This window comes from Nocardioides campestrisoli, assembly GCF_013624435.2.
Classification (GTDB): Bacteria; Actinomycetota; Actinomycetes; order Propionibacteriales; family Nocardioidaceae; genus Nocardioides; species Nocardioides campestrisoli.
Genome location: NZ_CP061768.1, coordinates 3,659,659 through 3,677,541 on the forward strand (window position 1 = coordinate 3,659,659; position 17,883 = coordinate 3,677,541).

19 protein-coding genes are annotated in these 17,883 nt (G+C 72.9%); 3 read left to right on the forward strand and 16 right to left on the reverse strand.

Annotated features, from left to right (window positions below; all coding sequences use genetic code 11):
• Positions 1-3: 3 nt before the first annotated feature.
• A complete protein-coding gene (locus H8838_RS17285; protein ID WP_185994498.1) occupies positions 4-993 on the forward strand; it encodes an ABC transporter ATP-binding protein in 990 nt (329 codons plus the stop codon).
• On the opposite strand, the gene H8838_RS17290 is transcribed toward H8838_RS17285, so the two are convergent.
• The 12 genes from H8838_RS17290 to dacB form a co-directional block, all read right to left on the reverse strand.
• Positions 983-2,068 (reverse strand): GNAT family N-acetyltransferase, encoded by a 1,086-nt coding sequence (locus H8838_RS17290; protein ID WP_219924310.1) that lies wholly within the window; start codon positions 2,066-2,068, stop codon positions 983-985. The two genes, H8838_RS17285 and H8838_RS17290, sit on opposite strands and share 11 nt — an antisense overlap.
• 114 nt (positions 2,069-2,182) lie before the next feature.
• Positions 2,183-2,782: a hypothetical protein gene (locus H8838_RS17295; protein ID WP_181311883.1), complete on the reverse strand. Its 600-nt coding sequence runs from the start codon at positions 2,780-2,782 to the stop codon at positions 2,183-2,185.
• Between the two features lie 10 nt (positions 2,783-2,792).
• Positions 2,793-3,326, reverse strand: a complete 534-nt coding sequence (locus H8838_RS17300) for a DUF3180 domain-containing protein (RefSeq protein WP_185994496.1) — start codon at positions 3,324-3,326, stop codon at positions 2,793-2,795.
• Between the two features lie 25 nt (positions 3,327-3,351).
• Complete coding sequence (gene folK / locus H8838_RS17305; protein WP_181311885.1) at positions 3,352-3,921, reverse strand: 2-amino-4-hydroxy-6-hydroxymethyldihydropteridine diphosphokinase; 570 nt, start codon at positions 3,919-3,921, stop codon at positions 3,352-3,354.
• Positions 3,918-4,289, reverse strand: coding sequence for a dihydroneopterin aldolase (gene folB / locus H8838_RS17310; protein ID WP_181311886.1), 372 nt, complete (start codon positions 4,287-4,289; stop codon positions 3,918-3,920). The genes folK and folB overlap by 4 nt, the downstream gene beginning before the upstream one ends.
• The gene (folP, locus tag H8838_RS17315) at positions 4,286-5,089 is read right to left on the reverse strand and encodes a dihydropteroate synthase (RefSeq protein WP_185994744.1); all 804 of its coding nucleotides are present in this window, start codon (positions 5,087-5,089) and stop codon (positions 4,286-4,288) included. Before folP ends, folB begins: the two co-directional genes overlap by 4 nt.
• 32 nt (positions 5,090-5,121) lie before the next feature.
• Positions 5,122-5,640: a GTP cyclohydrolase I FolE gene (folE, locus tag H8838_RS17320; RefSeq protein WP_263458209.1), complete on the reverse strand. Its 519-nt coding sequence runs from the start codon at positions 5,638-5,640 to the stop codon at positions 5,122-5,124.
• 95 nt (positions 5,641-5,735) lie between these two features.
• A complete protein-coding gene (gene ftsH / locus H8838_RS17325) occupies positions 5,736-7,802 on the reverse strand; it encodes an ATP-dependent zinc metalloprotease FtsH (RefSeq protein WP_224766225.1) in 2,067 nt (688 codons plus the stop codon).
• A 106-nt stretch (positions 7,803-7,908) separates the two neighbouring features.
• Entirely contained in the window at positions 7,909-8,460 is a 552-nt protein-coding gene (gene hpt / locus H8838_RS17330; protein WP_181311888.1) for a hypoxanthine phosphoribosyltransferase, read from the reverse strand.
• A gap of 10 nt (positions 8,461-8,470) precedes the next feature.
• Positions 8,471-9,490 (reverse strand): tRNA lysidine(34) synthetase TilS, encoded by a 1,020-nt coding sequence (tilS, locus tag H8838_RS17335; RefSeq protein WP_185994495.1) that lies wholly within the window; start codon positions 9,488-9,490, stop codon positions 8,471-8,473.
• A 14-nt stretch (positions 9,491-9,504) separates the two neighbouring features.
• The gene (locus H8838_RS17340; protein ID WP_224766226.1) at positions 9,505-10,557 is read right to left on the reverse strand and encodes a zinc-dependent metalloprotease; all 1,053 of its coding nucleotides are present in this window, start codon (positions 10,555-10,557) and stop codon (positions 9,505-9,507) included.
• 9 nt (positions 10,558-10,566) lie between these two features.
• Positions 10,567-12,000 (reverse strand): D-alanyl-D-alanine carboxypeptidase/D-alanyl-D-alanine endopeptidase, encoded by a 1,434-nt coding sequence (dacB, locus tag H8838_RS17345; protein WP_185994494.1) that lies wholly within the window; start codon positions 11,998-12,000, stop codon positions 10,567-10,569.
• Between the two features lie 219 nt (positions 12,001-12,219).
• On the opposite strand from dacB, the gene H8838_RS17350 reads away from it, so the two are divergent.
• Entirely contained in the window at positions 12,220-12,756 is a 537-nt protein-coding gene (locus tag H8838_RS17350; protein WP_181312105.1) for an inorganic diphosphatase, read from the forward strand.
• Between the two features lie 39 nt (positions 12,757-12,795).
• Here the strand turns inward: H8838_RS17350 and H8838_RS17355 are convergent, their stop codons facing one another.
• The 4 genes from H8838_RS17355 to H8838_RS17370 form a co-directional block, all read right to left on the reverse strand.
• Positions 12,796-13,665, reverse strand: coding sequence for an RNA polymerase sigma-70 factor (locus H8838_RS17355; protein WP_185994493.1), 870 nt, complete (start codon positions 13,663-13,665; stop codon positions 12,796-12,798).
• Positions 13,662-14,237, reverse strand: a complete 576-nt coding sequence (locus H8838_RS17360; protein ID WP_185994492.1) for a carboxymuconolactone decarboxylase family protein — start codon at positions 14,235-14,237, stop codon at positions 13,662-13,664. The genes H8838_RS17355 and H8838_RS17360 overlap by 4 nt, the downstream gene beginning before the upstream one ends.
• Before the next feature lie 106 nt (positions 14,238-14,343).
• A complete protein-coding gene (locus H8838_RS17365) occupies positions 14,344-14,889 on the reverse strand; it encodes an alpha/beta hydrolase (protein ID WP_185994491.1) in 546 nt (181 codons plus the stop codon).
• Positions 14,886-16,901, reverse strand: coding sequence for an acyl-CoA dehydrogenase family protein (locus H8838_RS17370; RefSeq protein WP_185994490.1), 2,016 nt, complete (start codon positions 16,899-16,901; stop codon positions 14,886-14,888). Before H8838_RS17370 ends, H8838_RS17365 begins: the two co-directional genes overlap by 4 nt.
• Before the next feature lie 91 nt (positions 16,902-16,992).
• On the opposite strand from H8838_RS17370, the gene H8838_RS17375 reads away from it, so the two are divergent.
• The gene (locus tag H8838_RS17375) at positions 16,993-17,880 is read left to right on the forward strand and encodes a sulfotransferase domain-containing protein (protein WP_185994489.1); all 888 of its coding nucleotides are present in this window, start codon (positions 16,993-16,995) and stop codon (positions 17,878-17,880) included.
• Positions 17,881-17,883: the final 3 nt, after the last annotated feature.

Genomic DNA, 17,883 nt, shown 5'->3' on the forward strand with positions numbered 1-17,883 from the left:
GGCATGGACGCTACCGGGTCGGACACGCCGATGCTCTCCCTGCGCGGCGTCGGGAAGACGTACGACGACGGCACGGTCGCCGTGGTCGAGCTCGACCTCGACGTGGCCCGCGGCGAGCTGGTCTGCCTGGTCGGCCCCTCGGGCTGCGGCAAGTCGACGACGCTGAAGATGGTCAACCGGCTGATCGAGCCGACCACCGGCCGGATCCTGGTCGACGGCCAGGACGTGACCGACGTCGACCCGCACGCCCTGCGCCGCAACATCGGCTACGTCATCCAGCAGGTGGGGCTCTTCCCGCACCAGCGGGTGGAGGCCAACGTGATGACCGTGCCGCTGCTGCACGGGGAGTCCAAGGCGACGGCCCGGGAGCGGGCGCGCGAGTTGCTGGCCACCGTGGGCCTGGACCCCGACCTCTACGGGCAGCGCTACCCGCACCAGCTCTCCGGCGGTCAGCGGCAGCGGGTGGGGGTGGCCCGGGCGCTGGCCGCCGACCCGCCGGTGCTGCTGATGGACGAGCCGTTCGGCGCGGTCGACCCGGTGGTGCGGACCCGGCTCCAGGACGAGTTCTCCCGGCTCCAGCGCGACCTGGGCAAGACGGTGCTGCTGGTCACCCACGACATCGACGAGGCGGTGCGGATGGGCGACCGGGTGGCCGTCTTCGCCGAGGGTGGCCGGCTCGCCCAGTACGGCACCCCGCAGGAGCTGCTGGCCCACCCGGCCGACGACTTCGTCGAGGACTTCGTCGGGGCCACCCGCGGCCTGCGCCGGCTCTCGGTGACCCCGATCGACGAGGCGCACCTGGAACCGCTGGACGGGGTGACCGGCGGGCAGCTGGGCGCCGCGATCGGCATCGACTCCACCCTCGAGGAGGCGCTGGCGCTGATGCTGCGCGAGGACCGGTCGATGCTCGGCGTACGCCGCGGCCCGATCTTCCTGGGCGTGCTCACCCCGGCCGGGGTGCACGCCCAGCTGCGCGCCTCGCTCAGGCGGTGACCGGCACGTCCTTGTGCCAGGACTCGGTGACGTACCGGGTCTCCCAGCCCATGGAGACGTAGAGCCCCTCCGCCCCCGTGGGCGAGTCGGCGTCCACCTCGAGCCCCACCCGGTCCCGGCCCCGGGCCGCGGCGTCGGCGATCACCGTGCGCAGCAGCCCCTTGGCCACGCCCCGTCCCCGGGCCGACTCGAGCACGCCGAGGTAGGAGACGTAGGACCCGTTGGGGCCGCGCGGCGACTCCGAGACGGTGCCCACCAGGGCGCCGCACGGCTCGGGAGTCTCCCCGTCGAGCAGCTCGGCCAGCCACCAGTGGTCCCAGCGGTGCCCGGGATCCTCCCGGAGCCGGTGCACGAACTCCTCGAAGGTCTCCTCCGAGGAGTTGAAGTGGTCGGTGAAGGCGCCCTCGAGGACGTCGTGCACCGCGCGCAGGTCGGCCTCGTCGGGCATACCGTCGCCCTGGCGGGCGACGGCCCGGAACCGCACACCGCGGTCCTCCCAGTGCTCGGGGTCGGAGACCAGCTCCTCCTCCTCCGCGGTCACCGGGCGGCTCATCTGCCACCAGGTGCGGACCTTCTCGAACCCCCGCTCGACGAGGAAGGCGTGCTGACGCTCGTCACCCTCGAAGGTCCCGGTGTCGATCTGCTGGGTCTTCACGCCGCGGGCCGCGCCCACGGTGCGCGCCTGCAGCTCGGCCCAGTCGAACATCACCCGCGAGCAGCGCCGGGCCTCGGAGTCGGTCATCGTGCGGTCGACGACGTGCACGTAGAGCATCCGCCCCAGGGAGCGGTCGTGCACGCTCGCCCAGGCGCGGATCTGGCCCTCGGCGTCGCGGATGACCAGGTTCTCCCGCATCGCCAGCCCGTGGCTGGAGACCTCGACCAGCACGTCCTGCTCGCTCGCCCCGGCCCAGCCGCGGGCGGTCCGCTCGTGCTCGCGCAGCAGCCAGGTGAGCCGGGCGACGTCGGCGGCGGAGTCCCCGTCCGGCGGCTCGGCGACCCATCCCTCCGGCAGTCCGGGGTCGTCCGGCAGCGCGGCGTCGGGGTCACTCTCGAACCTGTTGTCGTCGGGGATCACAGGGCGATTGTTCCGTACGACACTCCAGGACATGGCAAGTCCCCCGCGGTCCGGCGCTCCGACCGGGGTGGTCGGGGCCGAGCCACGGGGGACGTCCCGCTCTCGTTCGTCAGGTCAGGCGCGCTTGTACGCCGCCCGGCTCGCCGCGGCCTGCCAGGCCTCCAGCTCGGCCCGCAGGGCGTCGATCTCCGCCTCCAGCTCGGCGACCCGGACGACCGCCTCGGCGGCGCGCTGCTCGGAGCTCTCCAGCACCTCGCTGAGCTTGAGGCCCTCCAGCTCGGCCACGTCGGCGCGGCGGGCCTCGGCGTTCATCTTCAGCGTCGCGGTGGCGGCGCGCTCCAGCGCCTTGCCCAGCTCGCTCTCGAGGTGACCGATGGTCTCCTCGCGCTCCTCGATCCGGGTCTGCATGTCCGCGGCGAACGCCGCGCTCTCCGCCGTCCGCCGGGCGGTGATGTCGCGGTAGGCCTGCGCCTGCTGCGCGCGGTCCATCGCGGCGTCACGGCGGGTCTGCACCAGCTCGGAGTAGGTGATCCGGGTCGCGGCGGCGCCCAGCACGAGCGCGGCAAGCGCGGCGAGGAGGACCAGGAGGTACTGGCCAGTGGCGATCGCCCCGAAGACGAGGACGGCCGCGAGCAGCAGCAAACCGCTGGCGACGGTGAGGCGCGTGCTGCGCTGACGTCGGCGGGCGCTGGAACGAGCAGACGGGGAAGTCATGACCCTCAGGCTAGAGGTGAGGGTTGCCTTTCGGGACGCGACACGCGCGTTCGAGCAGCTTCGCCGTGACGACGATCGTCACACCACCCAGCGCAGCGGCTCCCGCGTGCCGGATCCGGTCGTCGGCCAGCTCGGCCGGGGAGCCCAGCCAGGAGACCAGGTAGCCGGTGTAGATGCCGGCCAGCAGGGCGCCCACGAGCAGGCAGGCCCGGGCCAGCACCAGCCGGTTGACCATCCGCCGGGCCTCCATCCGCTCCCGGCGCACGTGCACCGCCCGCCAGGTCACCAGGGCGACCGCACCGAGGATGAGCGCGACGAAGAAGAGCGCCAGTGCCTGGCCCCAGGCGAGCACCGGGGCGGTGCCGGTCAGCCGCTCGGCGACCGGGTGCCACAGCCAGCCCAGCACCAGGCCGAGGATCACCGCCGCGGTGAGCGGGCCCGGGCCCAGGGGGCGCAGGCTGCTCGGCCCGCCCGGCTCGTCCGGCGGCTCCTCGCCCGGCCGGGGTGACCCCGGGTCGGGCGGCTCCGGCGGCAGGGCGGTCATCTGCGGGACCGGTGCGTCTCGTCGCTCAGTGGAGCTCGAGCGAGAGGTCCTCGCGCTTGCGGACCCCGGAGAGGTCCACCTGCTCGAGCAGCTCGGCGATCGGGCCGGAGTCCAGCAGCACGGCGTCCGGCTCGAGGTCGTGCCACGGCTTGAGCACGAAGCCGCGCTGGCCGGCGCGGGGGTGCGGAAGACGGAGCAGGTCGTCGTCGGCGCGCCGGTCCCCGACCTGGATCAGGTCCACGTCCAGGGTGCGCGGGGCGTTGCGCACGTCGCTGCGCTCGCGGTCGAAGGCGATCTCCACGGCCAGCGCCCGCTCCATCAGGCGGTGGGCCGGCAGCGTGGTGTCGAGCAGCACGACCGCGTTGAGGTACGGCTTGGAGCCCTCGGGGGCGTCCACCGGGTCGGTCTCGTAGACGTCGGAGACGCTGGTGAGCCAGACGTCGGGGGTGTCGGCCAGCGCGTCCACCGCCCCTTGCAGCGCCGCCATCCGCTCGCCGAGGTTCGACCCGAGCGCGATGACGACCCGACGGATCGGGTGCATCTCGCCGGTCAGGAAGTCGGCGTCCACGATGTGCGGGTTGGGCGTCTCTGTCACTGGTCGGTCCCCTTGCTCCTGGTGATGGTCAGCGTCACGTCGCCGAACGTGGCGTCGATGGGCGCGTCGGGCTTGTGCACCCGTACCCGCACCCATTCAACACGGTCCTGCCCCAGCGCCACATCAGCGAGTCGCTGCGCGAGGGTCTCGATCAGGTCGACCGGGTCGCTCTCCACCGCGTTCTTGACGCGTCCGGCCAGCGTGCCGTAGTCGACGGTGTCGCTCAGGTCGTCGCTTGCCGCGGCGACCGAGGTGTCGACGCCGAGGGTGAGGTCGACGACGAACTTCTGCCCCTGGCGGCGCTCGAAGTCGAAGACGCCGTGGTGGCCCCAGCACTCGAGCCCGGTGATGGTCAGCTCGTCGGTCATCGGGCCCCTCCTTCGAGTCGTTGCCACACGGTCAGCGCGTCGAGGGTCGCACGGACGTCGTGCACGCGCAGACCCCAGACCCCCTGCTGGGCCATCAGGACCGCCAGCGCCGACCCCGCGTGCTCGCGCTGGTCGACCGGGCGGGGGACGCCGTCGGCGTCCGCCAGCAGCCGGCCCAGGAACCCCTTGCGGGAGGCGCCCACGAGCAGCGGGAGCCCCAGGGAGGCCAGCTCGTCGAGGGCGGCCAGCAGCTCCCAGTTGTGCTCGGCCGTCTTGGCGAACCCCAGCCCGGGGTCGACCACGATCCGCTCGTCGGGGACACCGGCGGCGCGCAGTGCCGCCAGCCGCTCGGCGAGCTCCCGGCGCACCCCGGCGACCACGCCGTCGGGGTAGGTGGTGAAGGAGTCCATGTGCTCGGCGTGGGCCCGCCAGTGCATGGCCACGAAGGTCGCGTCGGAGTCGGCCACCACCGGGATCATCCGGGGGTCGGCGAGGCCGCCGCTGACGTCGTTGACGATCCGGGCGCCGGCCGCGACCGCGGCCCGGGCGACCTCGGCCCGCATGGTGTCGACCGAGACCAGGGCACCGGACGCGGCCAGCTCGGCGATCACCGGGACCACCCGGTCCAGCTCCTCGGCCACCAGCGGCCGGGTGGCGCCGGGACGGGTCGACTCGCCGCCGATGTCGAGGATGTCGGCACCCTGCGCGACCAGCTCGAGCCCGTGCGCGACCGCGGAGTCCCGGTCGGCCCAGCGGCCGCCGTCGGAGAAGGAGTCCGGGGTCACGTTCACGATGCCCATCACGAGCGGGCGACCGGCCGGCTCCGGCCGGCTCACCGGGTGCCGGACCGGATCAGTGCCATCGCCTCGCTGCGGGTGGCCGCGTTGTGCATGATGCCGCGCACCGCCGAGGTGATGGTGCGGGCGCCGGCCTTGCGCACCCCCCGCATGGTCATGCACAGGTGCTCGGCCTCGATCACCACGATCACGCCCCGGGCCTCGAGGATCCCCATCATCGCGTCGGCCACCTGGGTGGTGAGCCGCTCCTGGACCTGGGGCCGCTTGGCGTAGACGTCGACCAGCCGGGCCAGCTTGGACAGGCCGGTGATCTTGCCGCTCTCGGCCGGGATGTAGCCCACGTGCGCCACGCCGGTGAACGGCACCAGGTGGTGCTCGCACATCGACCAGAGCTCGATGTCGCGGACCAGCACCATCTCGTCGTGCCCGAGGTCGAAGACCGTGCTCAGCACGTCCTCCGGCCGCTGCCGCAGGCCCTGGGTGAGCTCGGCGTACGCACGGGCGACCCGGGCCGGCGTCTCCCGCAGCCCCTCGCGCTCGACGTCCTCCCCCATCGCGGCCAGCAGCTCCCGGACCGCTGCCTCGGCCCGGTCGTGGTCGAAGTCGGGCACCGAGTCGGGGTCGCGCGCCACCAGGCCGATCCGGTCGGTCACGCGCCTGCCCCGGGGCTGGGCGGGGTCGGCGTGGAGCCGGTGGGTGGCATCCCTCCGTGCACGTCGCCCTCACTGCCCGGCGGCGTGAGGATGACGTTGCTCTCCGACTCCTGGTCGGTGGTGGTGCCGTTGGCCTTGGCCCGGTCACGGATCGCCTGCGGGATCTCCACCGGCGGGATGTCCGACGGCGTACGGGTCGGGCTACCCGTCCACGCGGGACGACGGGGCCGCAGCCGCAGTGCCTCGAAGATCCTGGCGATCTCGGCCTTGTCGAGCGTCTCCTTGTCCATCAGCTCGAGCACCAGCGCGTCCAGGACGTCGCGGTTCTCGACCAGGATGTCGAAGGCCTCCTGGTGGGCGGTGGCCAGCAGGTTCTTGGTCTCCTCGTCGACCGCCGCGGCGACCTCCTCGGAGTAGTTGCGCTGGTGGCCCATGTCGCGGCCCAGGAACGGCTCGCCCTGGGTCTCGCCGAGCTTGATCGCGCCCAGCCGCTCGGTCATGCCGTACTGGGTGACCATCGCGCGGGCCAGGTTGGTGGCCTTCTCGATGTCGTTGCCGGCGCCGGTGGTCGGGTCGTGGAAGACCATCTCCTCGGCCGCCCGGCCGCCGAGCATGTAGGCCAGCTTGTCCAGCATCTCGCTGCGGGTGGTGGAGTACTTGTCCTCGTCGGGCAGCACCATCGTGTAGCCCAGCGCCCGCCCGCGCGGCAGGATCGTCACCTTGTGCACCGGGTCGGTACCGGGCAGCGCCGCCGCGACCAGGGCGTGGCCGCCCTCGTGGTAGGCGGTGATGAGCTTCTCCTTCTCGCTCATCAGGCGGGTACGCCGCTGCGGGCCCGCGATCACCCGGTCGATGGCCTCGTCGAGGTTCTCGTCGGTGATCAGCTTCTCGTTGGAGCGGGCGGTCAGCAGCGCCGCCTCGTTGAGCACGTTGGCCAGGTCGGCACCGGTGAACCCGGGGGTCCGGCGGGCCACGCTGAGCAGGTCGATGTCGGGCGCCATCGGCTTGCCGCGCGAGTGCACCTGGAGGATCTGGTGGCGTCCGTGCAGGTCCGGGGCGTCGACCTGGATCTGCCGGTCGAAGCGGCCGGGCCGCAGCAGCGCCGGGTCCAGGACGTCGGGCCGGTTGGTGGCCGCGATCAGGATGACCCCGCCGCGCACGTCGAAGCCGTCCATCTCGACGAGCAGCTGGTTGAGGGTCTGCTCGCGCTCGTCGTGGCCGCCGCCCATGCCGGCGCCGCGGTGGCGGCCGACGGCGTCGATCTCGTCGATGAAGACGATCGCGGGGGCGTTCTCCTTGGCCTGCTCGAACAGGTCGCGCACCCGGGAGGCGCCGACGCCGACGAACATCTCGACGAAGTCCGACCCCGAGATCGAGTAGAACGGCACCCCGGCCTCGCCGGCCACGGCGCGGGCCAGCAGCGTCTTGCCGGTGCCGGGCGGGCCGTAGAGCAGGACGCCCTTGGGGATCTTGGCGCCGACCGCCTGGAACTTGGCGGGCTCGGCGAGGAACTCCTTGATCTCCCCGAGCTCCTCGATCGCCTCCTCGCAGCCGGCGACGTCGGTGAAGGTGGTCTTCGGCATGTCCTTGCTGATCAGCTTCGCCTTGGACTTGGCGAACTGCATCACGCCGCGGCCGCCGCCGCCCTGGGCCTGGTTCATCAGGAAGATGAACAGCAGCACGATCAGCACGAAGGGCAGCAGCGTCAGCAGGATCGAGCCGATCACGCTGGGCTTGGGGACCTCGGTGTTGTACTCCTTGATGTCACCCGCCTCGTACTGCTTGGCGACGGCCTTCTCGATGTCGGCCTGGGTGCCGGTCAGCCAGAACGAGACGACCTTGTCGGAGCCGTCGCGCACGTCCTTGTCGAGCGTGGCACGGACCTCCTGGTCACCGTCGACGAAGGTGATCTCGTCGACCTGACCTGCGGCGATGTAGTCGTTCATCTCCGCGGTGGTGATCTCGTCGTACCCGTCGTTGGGCGCGAGGAACTGGATGGCCAGCAGGACACCGAGGGCGGCGATGACCATCCACAGCCAGGGACCCTTGAAAATGCGCTTCACAGGCTTCTTTCGCGATCAGGACGAAGGAGTTTGTTGCAACACGACGGTACCTGCCTCGTCCCAGCGGAGGCGGTAGACGCCCGCAGCGCGCAGGATGAGAAGCGGCTCAGGAGTAGACGTGCGGGGCGAGCGTGCCGATGTCGCGCAGGTTGCGGTACCGCTCCTGGTAGTCCAGGCCGTACCCCACGACGAACTCGTTGGGGATGTCCCAGCCGATGTACTTCGGCTCCACCGGCATGGAGAGAGCCTCCGGCTTGCGCAGCAGCGTGGCGATCTCGATCGAGGCCGGGTTGCGGGTGCTCAGGCTGTTGACCAGCCAGCTCAGCGTGAGCCCGGTGTCGATGATCTCGTCGACGATCAGCACGTCCCGGCCGCTGATGTCGGTGTCCAGGTCCTTGAGGATCCGCACCACGCCGCTGGACTTGGTGCCCGCGCCGTAGGAGCTGATCGCCATCCAGTCCATCTCCACGTGCACCGGCAGCGCCCGGGCCAGGTCGGCCATGACCATCACCGCGCCACGGAGCACGCCGACCATCAGGATGTCGCGGCCCTGGTAGTCGTCCGCGATCTGCAGGGCCATCTCCTTGAGGCGGGCCTGGATCGCATCCTCGGTGAAGAGCACGTTGACCAGATCGTTCTCGACATCGGTGGCTTCCATGACGCGTACCCTAACCCCGCGCCGAACCCGGGCCGACGGCGTGCTCGAACTCGATGCGGCCCTCGCGGCGCAGGGCGCGCAGATGCCCGGGCAGGTCCACCCAGCGCTGTCCGCGCCAGCGGGTGACCAGCTCGTCGAGGGCGAGCACGTGGGCGGCGAAGAGCTCGCCGTCCAGCGCGCCGGCCCGGACCGCGGCCGCCCGCAGCACCCGCCGGCGCAGCGCCACCGGCAGCGCGGCCAGCGACGCCACCTCCAGCGCCCCCGGAGCGGCCAGCGCGGCGTCGGTGAGCTCGTCGAGCGCCTCCATGTCGGCGCGCAGCGAGTCGGCGGTCCGGGCCAGGGTCTCGGTGACCCCCGGCCCGAGCTCGCGCTCGAGCACCGGCAGCACGTCGTGGCGCACCCGCGCCCGCAGGAACCGGGGGTCGCTGTTGTGCGGGTCGACCCAGAAGTCCAGGCCCTGGGCCCGGCAGGCGGCCTCGGTCGCACCGCGCCGTACGTCGAGCAGCGGGCGCAGGTAGCGGGTCCCGTCCCGGACCAGCTCGCGGCGCATCCCGGCGATCGACCGGCCGCCGCTGCCCCGGCCCAGCCCGAGCAGCACGGTCTCGGCCTGGTCGTCGAGGGTGTGGCCCAGCAGCACCGCGGCGGCCTGGGTGCGGGCGGCGATCTCGCCCAGCACGGCGTACCGGGCCTCGCGGGCCGCAGCCTCCGGCCCCTGGCCCGCGGCGTTGACCCGGACCCGGGCGCTGAACGTCTCGTCCACCCCGAGCGCCTCCATCTGCGCCAGCACCCGCTGGGCCTGCTCGGCGGAACCCTCCTGCAGGCCGTGGTCGACGGTGGCGCCGACCACCCGCCAGCCGGGGTCGGCGTCGCGGGCGCGGGCCTCGAAGACGCAGGCCGCCAGCAGCGCCAGGGAGTCCGCTCCCCCGCTGCAGGCCACCACGAGGGTGCCGGGCTGCTGGGCGCGCAGGTCGGCCAGCGCGCGGCGTACCGCCACGCGGCAGGCGGCGACCGCCGGGTCGGGACCTCCCACGTCCGGGCCCCGGGTCAGCCGTGCACCCGGGCGACCCAGGTCGCCGGGGCGTGGATCTCGTCCTTGGTGGGCAGGTGCGACGGGTCGGCCCACACCGCGTTGAAGCCCTCCATGCCGACCTGGTCGATCACCGTGCGCACGAACGCCGCACCGTCGCGGTACTGCGCCATCTTGGCGTCCAGGCCCAGGAGCCGGCGCAGCAGCCGGTCCAGGGTGCCGGTCCCGCCGCGCCGGGCGTTGAACTTGCTCCGGATCGAGGCGACCGAGCCGATCACCTCCGGCCCCACGCCGTCCATCACCACGTCGGCGTGCCCCTCGAGCAGGGACATCACCCCGGTGACCTGGTCGATCAGCGCCCGCTGCTCCGGGGAGCCGATCAGCTCCAGCAGGCTCCCGCCGCGCTCGCCGTCGGTGCCCCGGGTCGCGCGGACCAGCTGGGAGGCGCGGCTGACCACGTCCGCGACCATGGTGTCGGGCTGGACCGCGCCGACCACCTGGTCCATCAGCGAGAACAGGTGCTGGCGCATCCACGGGACGGCGGTGAACTGGACCCGGTGGGTCTCCTCGTGCAGGCAGACCCAGAGCCGGAAGTCGTGCGGGTCGGCGCGCAGCTCGCGCTCCACGTGCACCACGTTGGGAGCCACGAGCAGCAGCCGGCCGGCCGGCTCGTGGAAGGGGTCGAACTGGCCGAGCACCTTGCCGCCGAGGAAGCCGAGCAGCCCGCCCACCTCCGCGGCGGTGACCCGGGAGCCGACCGCCTTGACGATCCCGCTGGGGGTCGGCTTGCCGTCGGTCAGCCGCGAGGCCAGCGGGTCGATCACCCGGGCGAAGCTGTCGGCGTTGGCCCGGACCCAGCCGGCCCGGTCGACCACCAGCACCGGGGCCTCGCCCCAGGCGGCCTCGAGGCCGGTGAACTCCGCGACCAGCCCGGTCGACCGGTTCGCCCCGTCCCGCAGCTCGGCGACCGCCTCGTCCGCCTCCGCCGCGCTCACCACCGGGCCCGGGCCCGCGGCGCGCGCGCCGATCCGTGCGGCCAGCTCCCAGTCGACCATTCCCTGCGACTCCATGCAGCGACCCTAGCCGCCCGTGCCCGAGCCTCCGGCGGTCTCGGCGGTCCCGCACCGGCAACCGGCCAGCCCGGCGGCCACCCGGTCCAGCGCCTCCCGGGCGTCCAGGCTGCGGTCGGCCGGCACCCGGTCGGCGGCGAGCACGAAGGCCATCACGTCGCCCCCGGCGTCGGTGACCAGGCCGGCCAGGGCGTGCACCCCGGTCAGCGTGCCGGTCTTGGCCCGGACGCGGCCGGGACCGGCCGGCGGCCCCTCGACGAACCGGGTGGTAAGCGAGCCGCTGAACCCGGCCACCGGCAGCCCCTCGACCACCGCGCGCAGCTCGGGGTGCTCGGGCGAGGCGGCGAGCCGCACGGTCTCCAGCAGCGTCCTCGCCGAGATCAGGTTCTTCCGGGACAGGCCCGACCCGTCGTGGATCCGGTCGCCGGAGACGTCGAGCCCCAGCCCGGTCAGTGCGTCGGCGACCGCCACCGAGCCGGCGGCGAAGCTGCCCTCCCCCGAGGCCGCGAGGCCGGCGTGGTGGGCCAGCACCTCCGCGGTCTCGTTGTCGCTGACCTCCACCATCTGCTGGACCAGCTGGTCCAGGGGCGCGGACTCGACGGCCGCGACCTCCTCGGCGGTCTGGTCGGCGACCGCGGGACGCGGCGTACCGATCACCTGGACGCCGCTCTCCCGCAGGGCCTCGGCGAACCGCTGGGCCGCGCTCAGCGCGGGGTCCTCGACGCGGCCCCAGCCCGAGTCGTCGCGCCCGCCGTCGACCCAGAGCGGGACGATCCGGGAGACGATCTGGTCGCCGACGTAGTCGGGGCGCCAGTGGGGGTTGTCGTCGGGCCCGGTGAACAGGCTGGTGTCGTAGCGCAGGCGCACCCGGGGGCGGGTCCCGGCGGTCTGGTCGGCGGCCAGCGCCTGCGCCGTCCGCTCGGCCAGGGTGACCACGTCGGCCCGCTCGGGGTAGGCGCCCGGGCCGACGGGCTCGGAGGCCAGCAGCGGGTCGCCGCCGCCGACCAGCACCAGCTGACCGGGTCGGGCACCGGTGACCACCCGGGTCCGGAACCGGGTCTCGGGCGGCAGCAGGGAGAGCACGGCGACGCCGGTGAGCAGCTTGGTGGTCGAGGCCGGCACCACCGGGCCGCGACCGGCGGTGAGCACCGGCTCGCTCCCGACCAGGTCGGCCACCTCGGCCACCACGTGCGGGCCGAGGTCCTCGTCGCGCAGTCCCTGGCCGACCGCGGCGCGCACCGCAGCCGGGTCGAGCGCGCCGGGCACGACCGCCTCGGCCACCGGAGCGGGGGCAGGCGGGTCCGGGAGCAGCGGCGACTGCGCGGTCGCCGGGGCAGCCTCCGGAGCGGGCGCGAGGAAGGCCGGCGACCAGGACGTCTGCCGGGCCCCGACCGCGGCCGCGAGCAGCAGCACGACGAGCAGCACCGGCCCCCACCGCAGCACCCGGCTGCGTCGGGGCGGCGCCGAAGTACCGGTGTGACCTGGATCACGTCGCTGCACGTGTGGGCCTCCCGACTGTGTGTGCGGGTCCATTGTGCGCGACAATCACCCCCGTCACGTCCCGGGGACTGTCCTGGCGGTTCCACCGCACAGCAGGAGAACCGCTGGTCGACGTGGACCACAGCCCGCTTGAGACGTAGAGATGACGAGGTGAAATCCGTGCTGGAGTTCGACGTGCTGGTCGAGATCCCCAAGGGTGAGCGCAACAAGTACGAGGTCGACCACGAGACGGGGCGCCTCCGCCTCGACCGGATGCTCTTCACCTCGACGGCCTACCCGGCCGACTACGGGTACATCGAGAACACCCTGGGCCAGGACGGCGACCCGCTCGACGCGATGGTCATCCTCGGCAACCCGACGTTCCCCGGCTGCCTGATCGCCTGCCGCGCGATCGGCATGTTCCGGATGACCGACGAGGCCGGCGGCGACGACAAGGTGCTCTGCGTGCCCGCCCACGACCCGCGGATGGAGCACCTGCAGGACATCGGCGACGTCTCCAAGTTCGACCAGCTGGAGATCCAGCACTTCTTCGAGGTCTACAAGGACCTCGAGCCCGGCAAGTCCGTCGAGGGCGCCGAGTGGACCGGCCGCGAAGAGGCCGAGGCGGAGATCCACGCCTCGTTCGAGCGCGCCAAGACCGAGGGCCATGGCAGCGACCTGGCCAACATCGCCGACGACTCCCTCGGCGAGAAGAACTGACCCGGACAAACTGACCCAGCACCACCCGGACGCCCTGACTCAGCGAGTCAGGGCGTTCGGCGTCTCCAGGGAGCCGAGCTTGTCCGGGTTGCGCACCAGGTAGAGCGCGGTCACCAGTCCGTCCTGGACCAGCATGGTGCCGATCCCGTCGACCCGGCCGGCGACGACGAACTGGACCGCGGGCGCCCCGTTGAGCCAGACCGGGACCAGCTCGAGCCCCTCGGGGCTGACCCCGGTCAGGAAGCGCAGCACCTTGTCGCGGCCGCGGATCGGCCGGAGCGCGGCGCTGACCTTGCCGCCGCCGTCGCTGAGGAGCACCACGTCGGGGGCCAGCACGTCCATCAGCTGCTGGAGGTCCCCGGAGCCCGTCGCCGCCCGGAACCGCTCGACCACCGCCCGGGACTCCGCCGGGGCGACCACGGCCCGGGGACGCCGGGCCGCGACGTGCTCCCGGGCCCGGTGCGCCACCTGGCGCACCGCGGCCGGCGACTTGTCGACGGCAGCCGCGATCTCGGCGTACTCCAGGCCGAAGACCTCGCGCAGCACGAAGACCGCCCGCTCGGTCGGCGTCAGGGTCTCCAGGACGAGCAGCACCGCGGTGGAGACGCTCTCGGCGAGCTCCACGTCGTCGGCCACGTCCGGGACGGTCAGCAGCGGCTCCGGCAGCCACGGACCGACGTACTCCTCGCGGCGGCGGGCGGCGGTCCGCAACCGGTTGAGGGCCTGGCGGGTGACGGTCTGCACCAGGTAGGCCCGCGGGTCCCGCACCTGGGCGTGGTCGACCTCGGCCCACCGCAGCCACGTCTCCTGGAGCACGTCCTCGGCGTCGGCCGCCGAGCCGAGCATCTCGTAGGCGACCGTGAAGAGCAGGTTGCGGTGGGCGACGAACGCGTCGGTCGGCTCGGTCACGTCGTCGAGGGTACGGCGAGCGGCAGCTCGCAGACGTCCGAGTAGCCCTGGCTGGCCAGCCCCATCGCGGAGTTGAACCGGGACCGCTGGTTCTCCACCGCGACCATCATCGTCAGCTCGACCACCGCCGCGTGACCGAGCGCCTCGTCCAGGCGGGCGACCATCTCGTCGGTCACCGTCGGTGGCGTGGCGGTCATCGCCTCGGCGTACTTCATGACGTCGCGCTCGAGGTCGGTGAAGGCCGTCGAGTCGCGCCAGCGCGGCACCTCGCGGACCTTCGCCAGGTCCAGCCCCTCCTCACGGGCCATGAAGTAGCCGAAGTCCAGGCACCAGGAGCAGCCGATGCTGCCTGCCGACGCCATCACGGCATAGGTCTTGAGGTGTGCGTCGAGCGCCGACCACGAGGCGACCTTGCGCTCGAAGCCGAAGACCGCGCGCAGCACCGCACGGTTGTGCCACAGCACGTAGGCGTTGTCGGGCACCTGGCCCCACATCCGCCGGGCGACGCGGGTCATCACCGCGCCGTAGGCGCCGTCGGGCCGGGCCTCGGGGATCCGGAAGCTGCTGGACATCTCTCTCCTCCTGCCGTCGCGGCCGACCGCTCGTCGGCCGGTCCTCGACAGGGAGACACCGCCCGGGCGGGATCTGTGACACCCACCGGCGGAGGAGGGGCCGCAGTCAGCCCAGGGAGCGCAGGAAGAGCTCGGTCGCCTCGGCGACGGCGTACTGGATCTCCGCCGACCGCACCGCGTCCCTGGTGCCCATCGAGTGGTCCGCGTCCGGGATCTCCAGGACGTCGCAGCCGCCCCGGAGCAGGCGCTCGGCGACCTCGGCGTCCCACAGCTCGTCGACCAGCCCGCCGACCACCAGCTGGCGGGCCGGGTTGGCGGCGATCGCGTCGGCCACCTCCGGCACCGTGAGCAGCGGGGTGAGCCAGATCGCCGGGACGCCGCGCTCGGCGGCGTACGACGCGGCGCGAGTGCCCAGCGACTTCCCGACGAGCAGCGCGGGCTCGGCGCCGCCCTCCTGGGCCACCGCCTCCTCGACGTGCCTGCGCACCCAGGAGTCCGCCTCGTCCTCCGACGGCGTGGTCGGGTCGCTCGCCCACGCGACCGCCCGGGCGGCGAAGTCGTGCTGGACCAGCGCCTGGCGGGCGAAGTGGAGGAGCGGGGCGGCGGGCGGGTAGCCCCGGCCCGGGAGGACCAGGGCGAGCCCTCGGCTCATCCGTCGACCCCCACGGCCTCGTGCGCGAGCAGCTCCTCGGAGCGGAGCATCTCCCGCGGGATGCCGAAGGCGTCGACCAGGTCCGAGGCGAGCGGCCGCACCTTGCGGCACAGGCTGTTGACCTCGCGGGTGATCGCCTTGCTCCGGGCGATGGAGAGCCGTCCGTGCTCCATGAACCAGGCCCGGTCGGACTCGATCGTGGTGAGCGCGTAGAGGTCGCAGAGCAGGTTGAGCGCGACCTTGTTGTCGCTGTCGGGCAGCGCGGCGGTCTTGGCGACGAACGCCTCGAGCACCAGCCGGTCCATGTGCGCCCGGGCGGCCGCGATCACGTGGTCCTGCACCTCGGAGAAGACGTCGCCGGGGTTGCCGCCGTTGTCCACGCCCGCCTTGAGCCGCCGGGCGACCCCGCCGAGCATGTGCTCCTCGCGGTACCGGAGCATGGCGACCTGGTACTGCGGGTCCAGCAGCCCCGCCTCCTGGTCCCAGTCGTCCCCGCCGGGCAGCACGTCCTTGATCCGCTCGAGCAGCTTGCGTGCGGCGGTCTTCTCCAGCACCGTCTCCACGGCCAGGCCCGCGACGAACCGGACCATGCCGAACTGGTCCATCTCCTCGAACTCGCCGGCGTAGTCGGTGAGCAGGCCCTTGGCCACCAGCTGGAGCAGGACGTGGTTGTCGCCCTCGAAGGTGGTGAAGACGTCGGTGTCGGCCTTGAGCGCGTGGAAGCGGTTGGTGGACAGGTAGCCCGCGCCGCCGCAGGCCTCGCGGCACTCCTGGATGGTCCGGGTGGCGTGCCAGGTGCCGAGCGCCTTGGTGCCCGCGGCCCGCGACTCCAGCAGCCGCCGGTTCTCGGGGTCGTCGGTGATCCCGGAGAAGACGTCGTGCAGCTGCTCGGCGACCACCTCCTGGGCGAAGTGCAGGGCGTAGTTCTGGGCCAGCAGCGGCAGCAGCCGGCGCTGGTGCATCCCGTAGTCGAGCAGCAACTGCTCGGAGTCGGGGTCGGCGGCCTCGAACTGGCGGCGGTGGTCGGCGTACTTGATCGCGATCGCCAGCGCCACCTTGGCGGCGTTGATCCCCGCGCCGCCGACCGAGACCCGGCCCTGGACCAGGGTGCCGAGCATGGTGAAGAACCGGCGGCCCGGGCTCTCGATCTCGCTGCTGTAGACGCCGTCCTCGCTGACGTCGGCGAACCGGTTGAGCAGGTGGGTACGCGGCACCCGGACCTGGTCGAACCAGAACCGGCCGTTGTCCACGCCGTTGAGGCCCATCTTGGGCCCGCAGTCCTCGATCCGGACACCGGGCGCGGGCTCGCCGTCGACCCGGACCGGGACGACGAACGCGTGCACACCGTGCCGCTCGCCGGCGACCTCGAGCTGGGCGAAGACCACCGCCAGCTCGGCGTGCCGGGCGGCGTTGCCGATGTAGTCCTTGCGGGAGGCCTCGTCGGGCGTGCTGATCACGAACTCAGCCGTCTCCGGGTCGTAGACCGCGACCGTGCCGAGCGCCTGCACGTTGGAGCCGTGGCCGGTCTCGGTCATCGCGAACGAGCCCATCAGCCGCCCGGCGATGATGTCGGCCATCCAGCGGTCGTGGTGCTCCTTGGTGCCGAGCTGGAGGATCGCGCCGCCGAACAGACCGAACTGCACGCCCACCTTGACCAGGACCGAGAGGTCGCCGAAGGCGAGCGTCTCGAAGGCCGCGATCGAGGCGCCGACGTCGCCGCCACCGCCGTACTCGACGGGGAGGCCCATCCCGGTCTGGCCGGTCCCGGCGAGCTCCACCACGACGTCCTTGACCCGCTCGCGGAACGCGTCGGAGTCCAGCTCCTCGGCATCCGTGAGCACGTCGGCGTACCGGACCAGGTTGTCGCGGACCAGCTGGCGCACTCCGCCGTACCGGCCGTCGAGCAGCCGGGTCATCGCCTCGACGTCGACGTCGGGCTGGCGGTAGCCGTCGTCGGAGACGGACTCCTCGGCTGCGGCGGCCTGGGCGGGGGTGACGGTCTCGGCGCTCATGCCTCGACGGTACCCACGAGTAGGTAGGGCGATTCACCGCTCGGGAGTGGTCTGTACCGCCCTGTCCGGGCCGGTCGGTAACCTCGCCCTCGTGACTCCTCCCCGTCCCGAGCCCGAGGAGACCCCCTTCGGTCGGCTGGGCTACAACTTCTCGATCGTCGGGGCCCAGAAGTCGGGCACCTCCACGCTCTCGGGGACCATCAGCCAGCACCCGCTGGTCTGCCGGCCCCCGCGCAAGGAGGCGCACTTCTTCAACGACGAGGAGTACGACTGGGAGCACCCCGACTACGCGCGCGACTACACCGCGCCGAAGCGGGCGGCGATCCACACCATGGTGGGCGACTCCACGCCGGTCTACCTGATGTGGCCCCGGGCGCTGGAGCGGATGGCCGCCTACAAGCCGGACATGCCGCTGATCGCGATCTTCCGCGACCCCCTCGAGCGGCTCTTCTCGCACTGGACGATGCTGCGCACCCGCCACCCCGCCTGGCCCGACTGGCCGGGCTTCCTCACCGAGTTCCGGCCCACCTCGTTCCCCACCACGCTGCCCGAGGGCGTGCGGCCGATGCGCTACAAGCACCTGTCGGGGATCGCCCGCGGCTACTACGGCGGCCAGCTCGAGCACGGCTTCACCGTCTTCGACCGCGAGCAGTGGCTGCTGCTGGAGTTCCGGCAGATGCTGGCCGACTACGACACGGTCGTCGACCGGGTCACCGACCACCTCGGCCTGCCGCGCTTCGAGCAGCGGCCGCCGCTCCGCAACCGGTACGCCGGGGCCGAGCAGGTGCCCGGCACCGCCCCGACCGCCGAGGACCTGGCGGGCCTGGCCGACCTGTACGCCGAGGACCTGGCGCTCTTCACCCGGCTCTCCGGGATCGACACCTCGCACTGGCCGACCACCCGGATCCTCGACGGGTCCCTGGACCCGGGCGAGCTGGCCTCCCGCTTCGCCACCCGGGTCTCCCCCGCGCCGCAGTAGGGA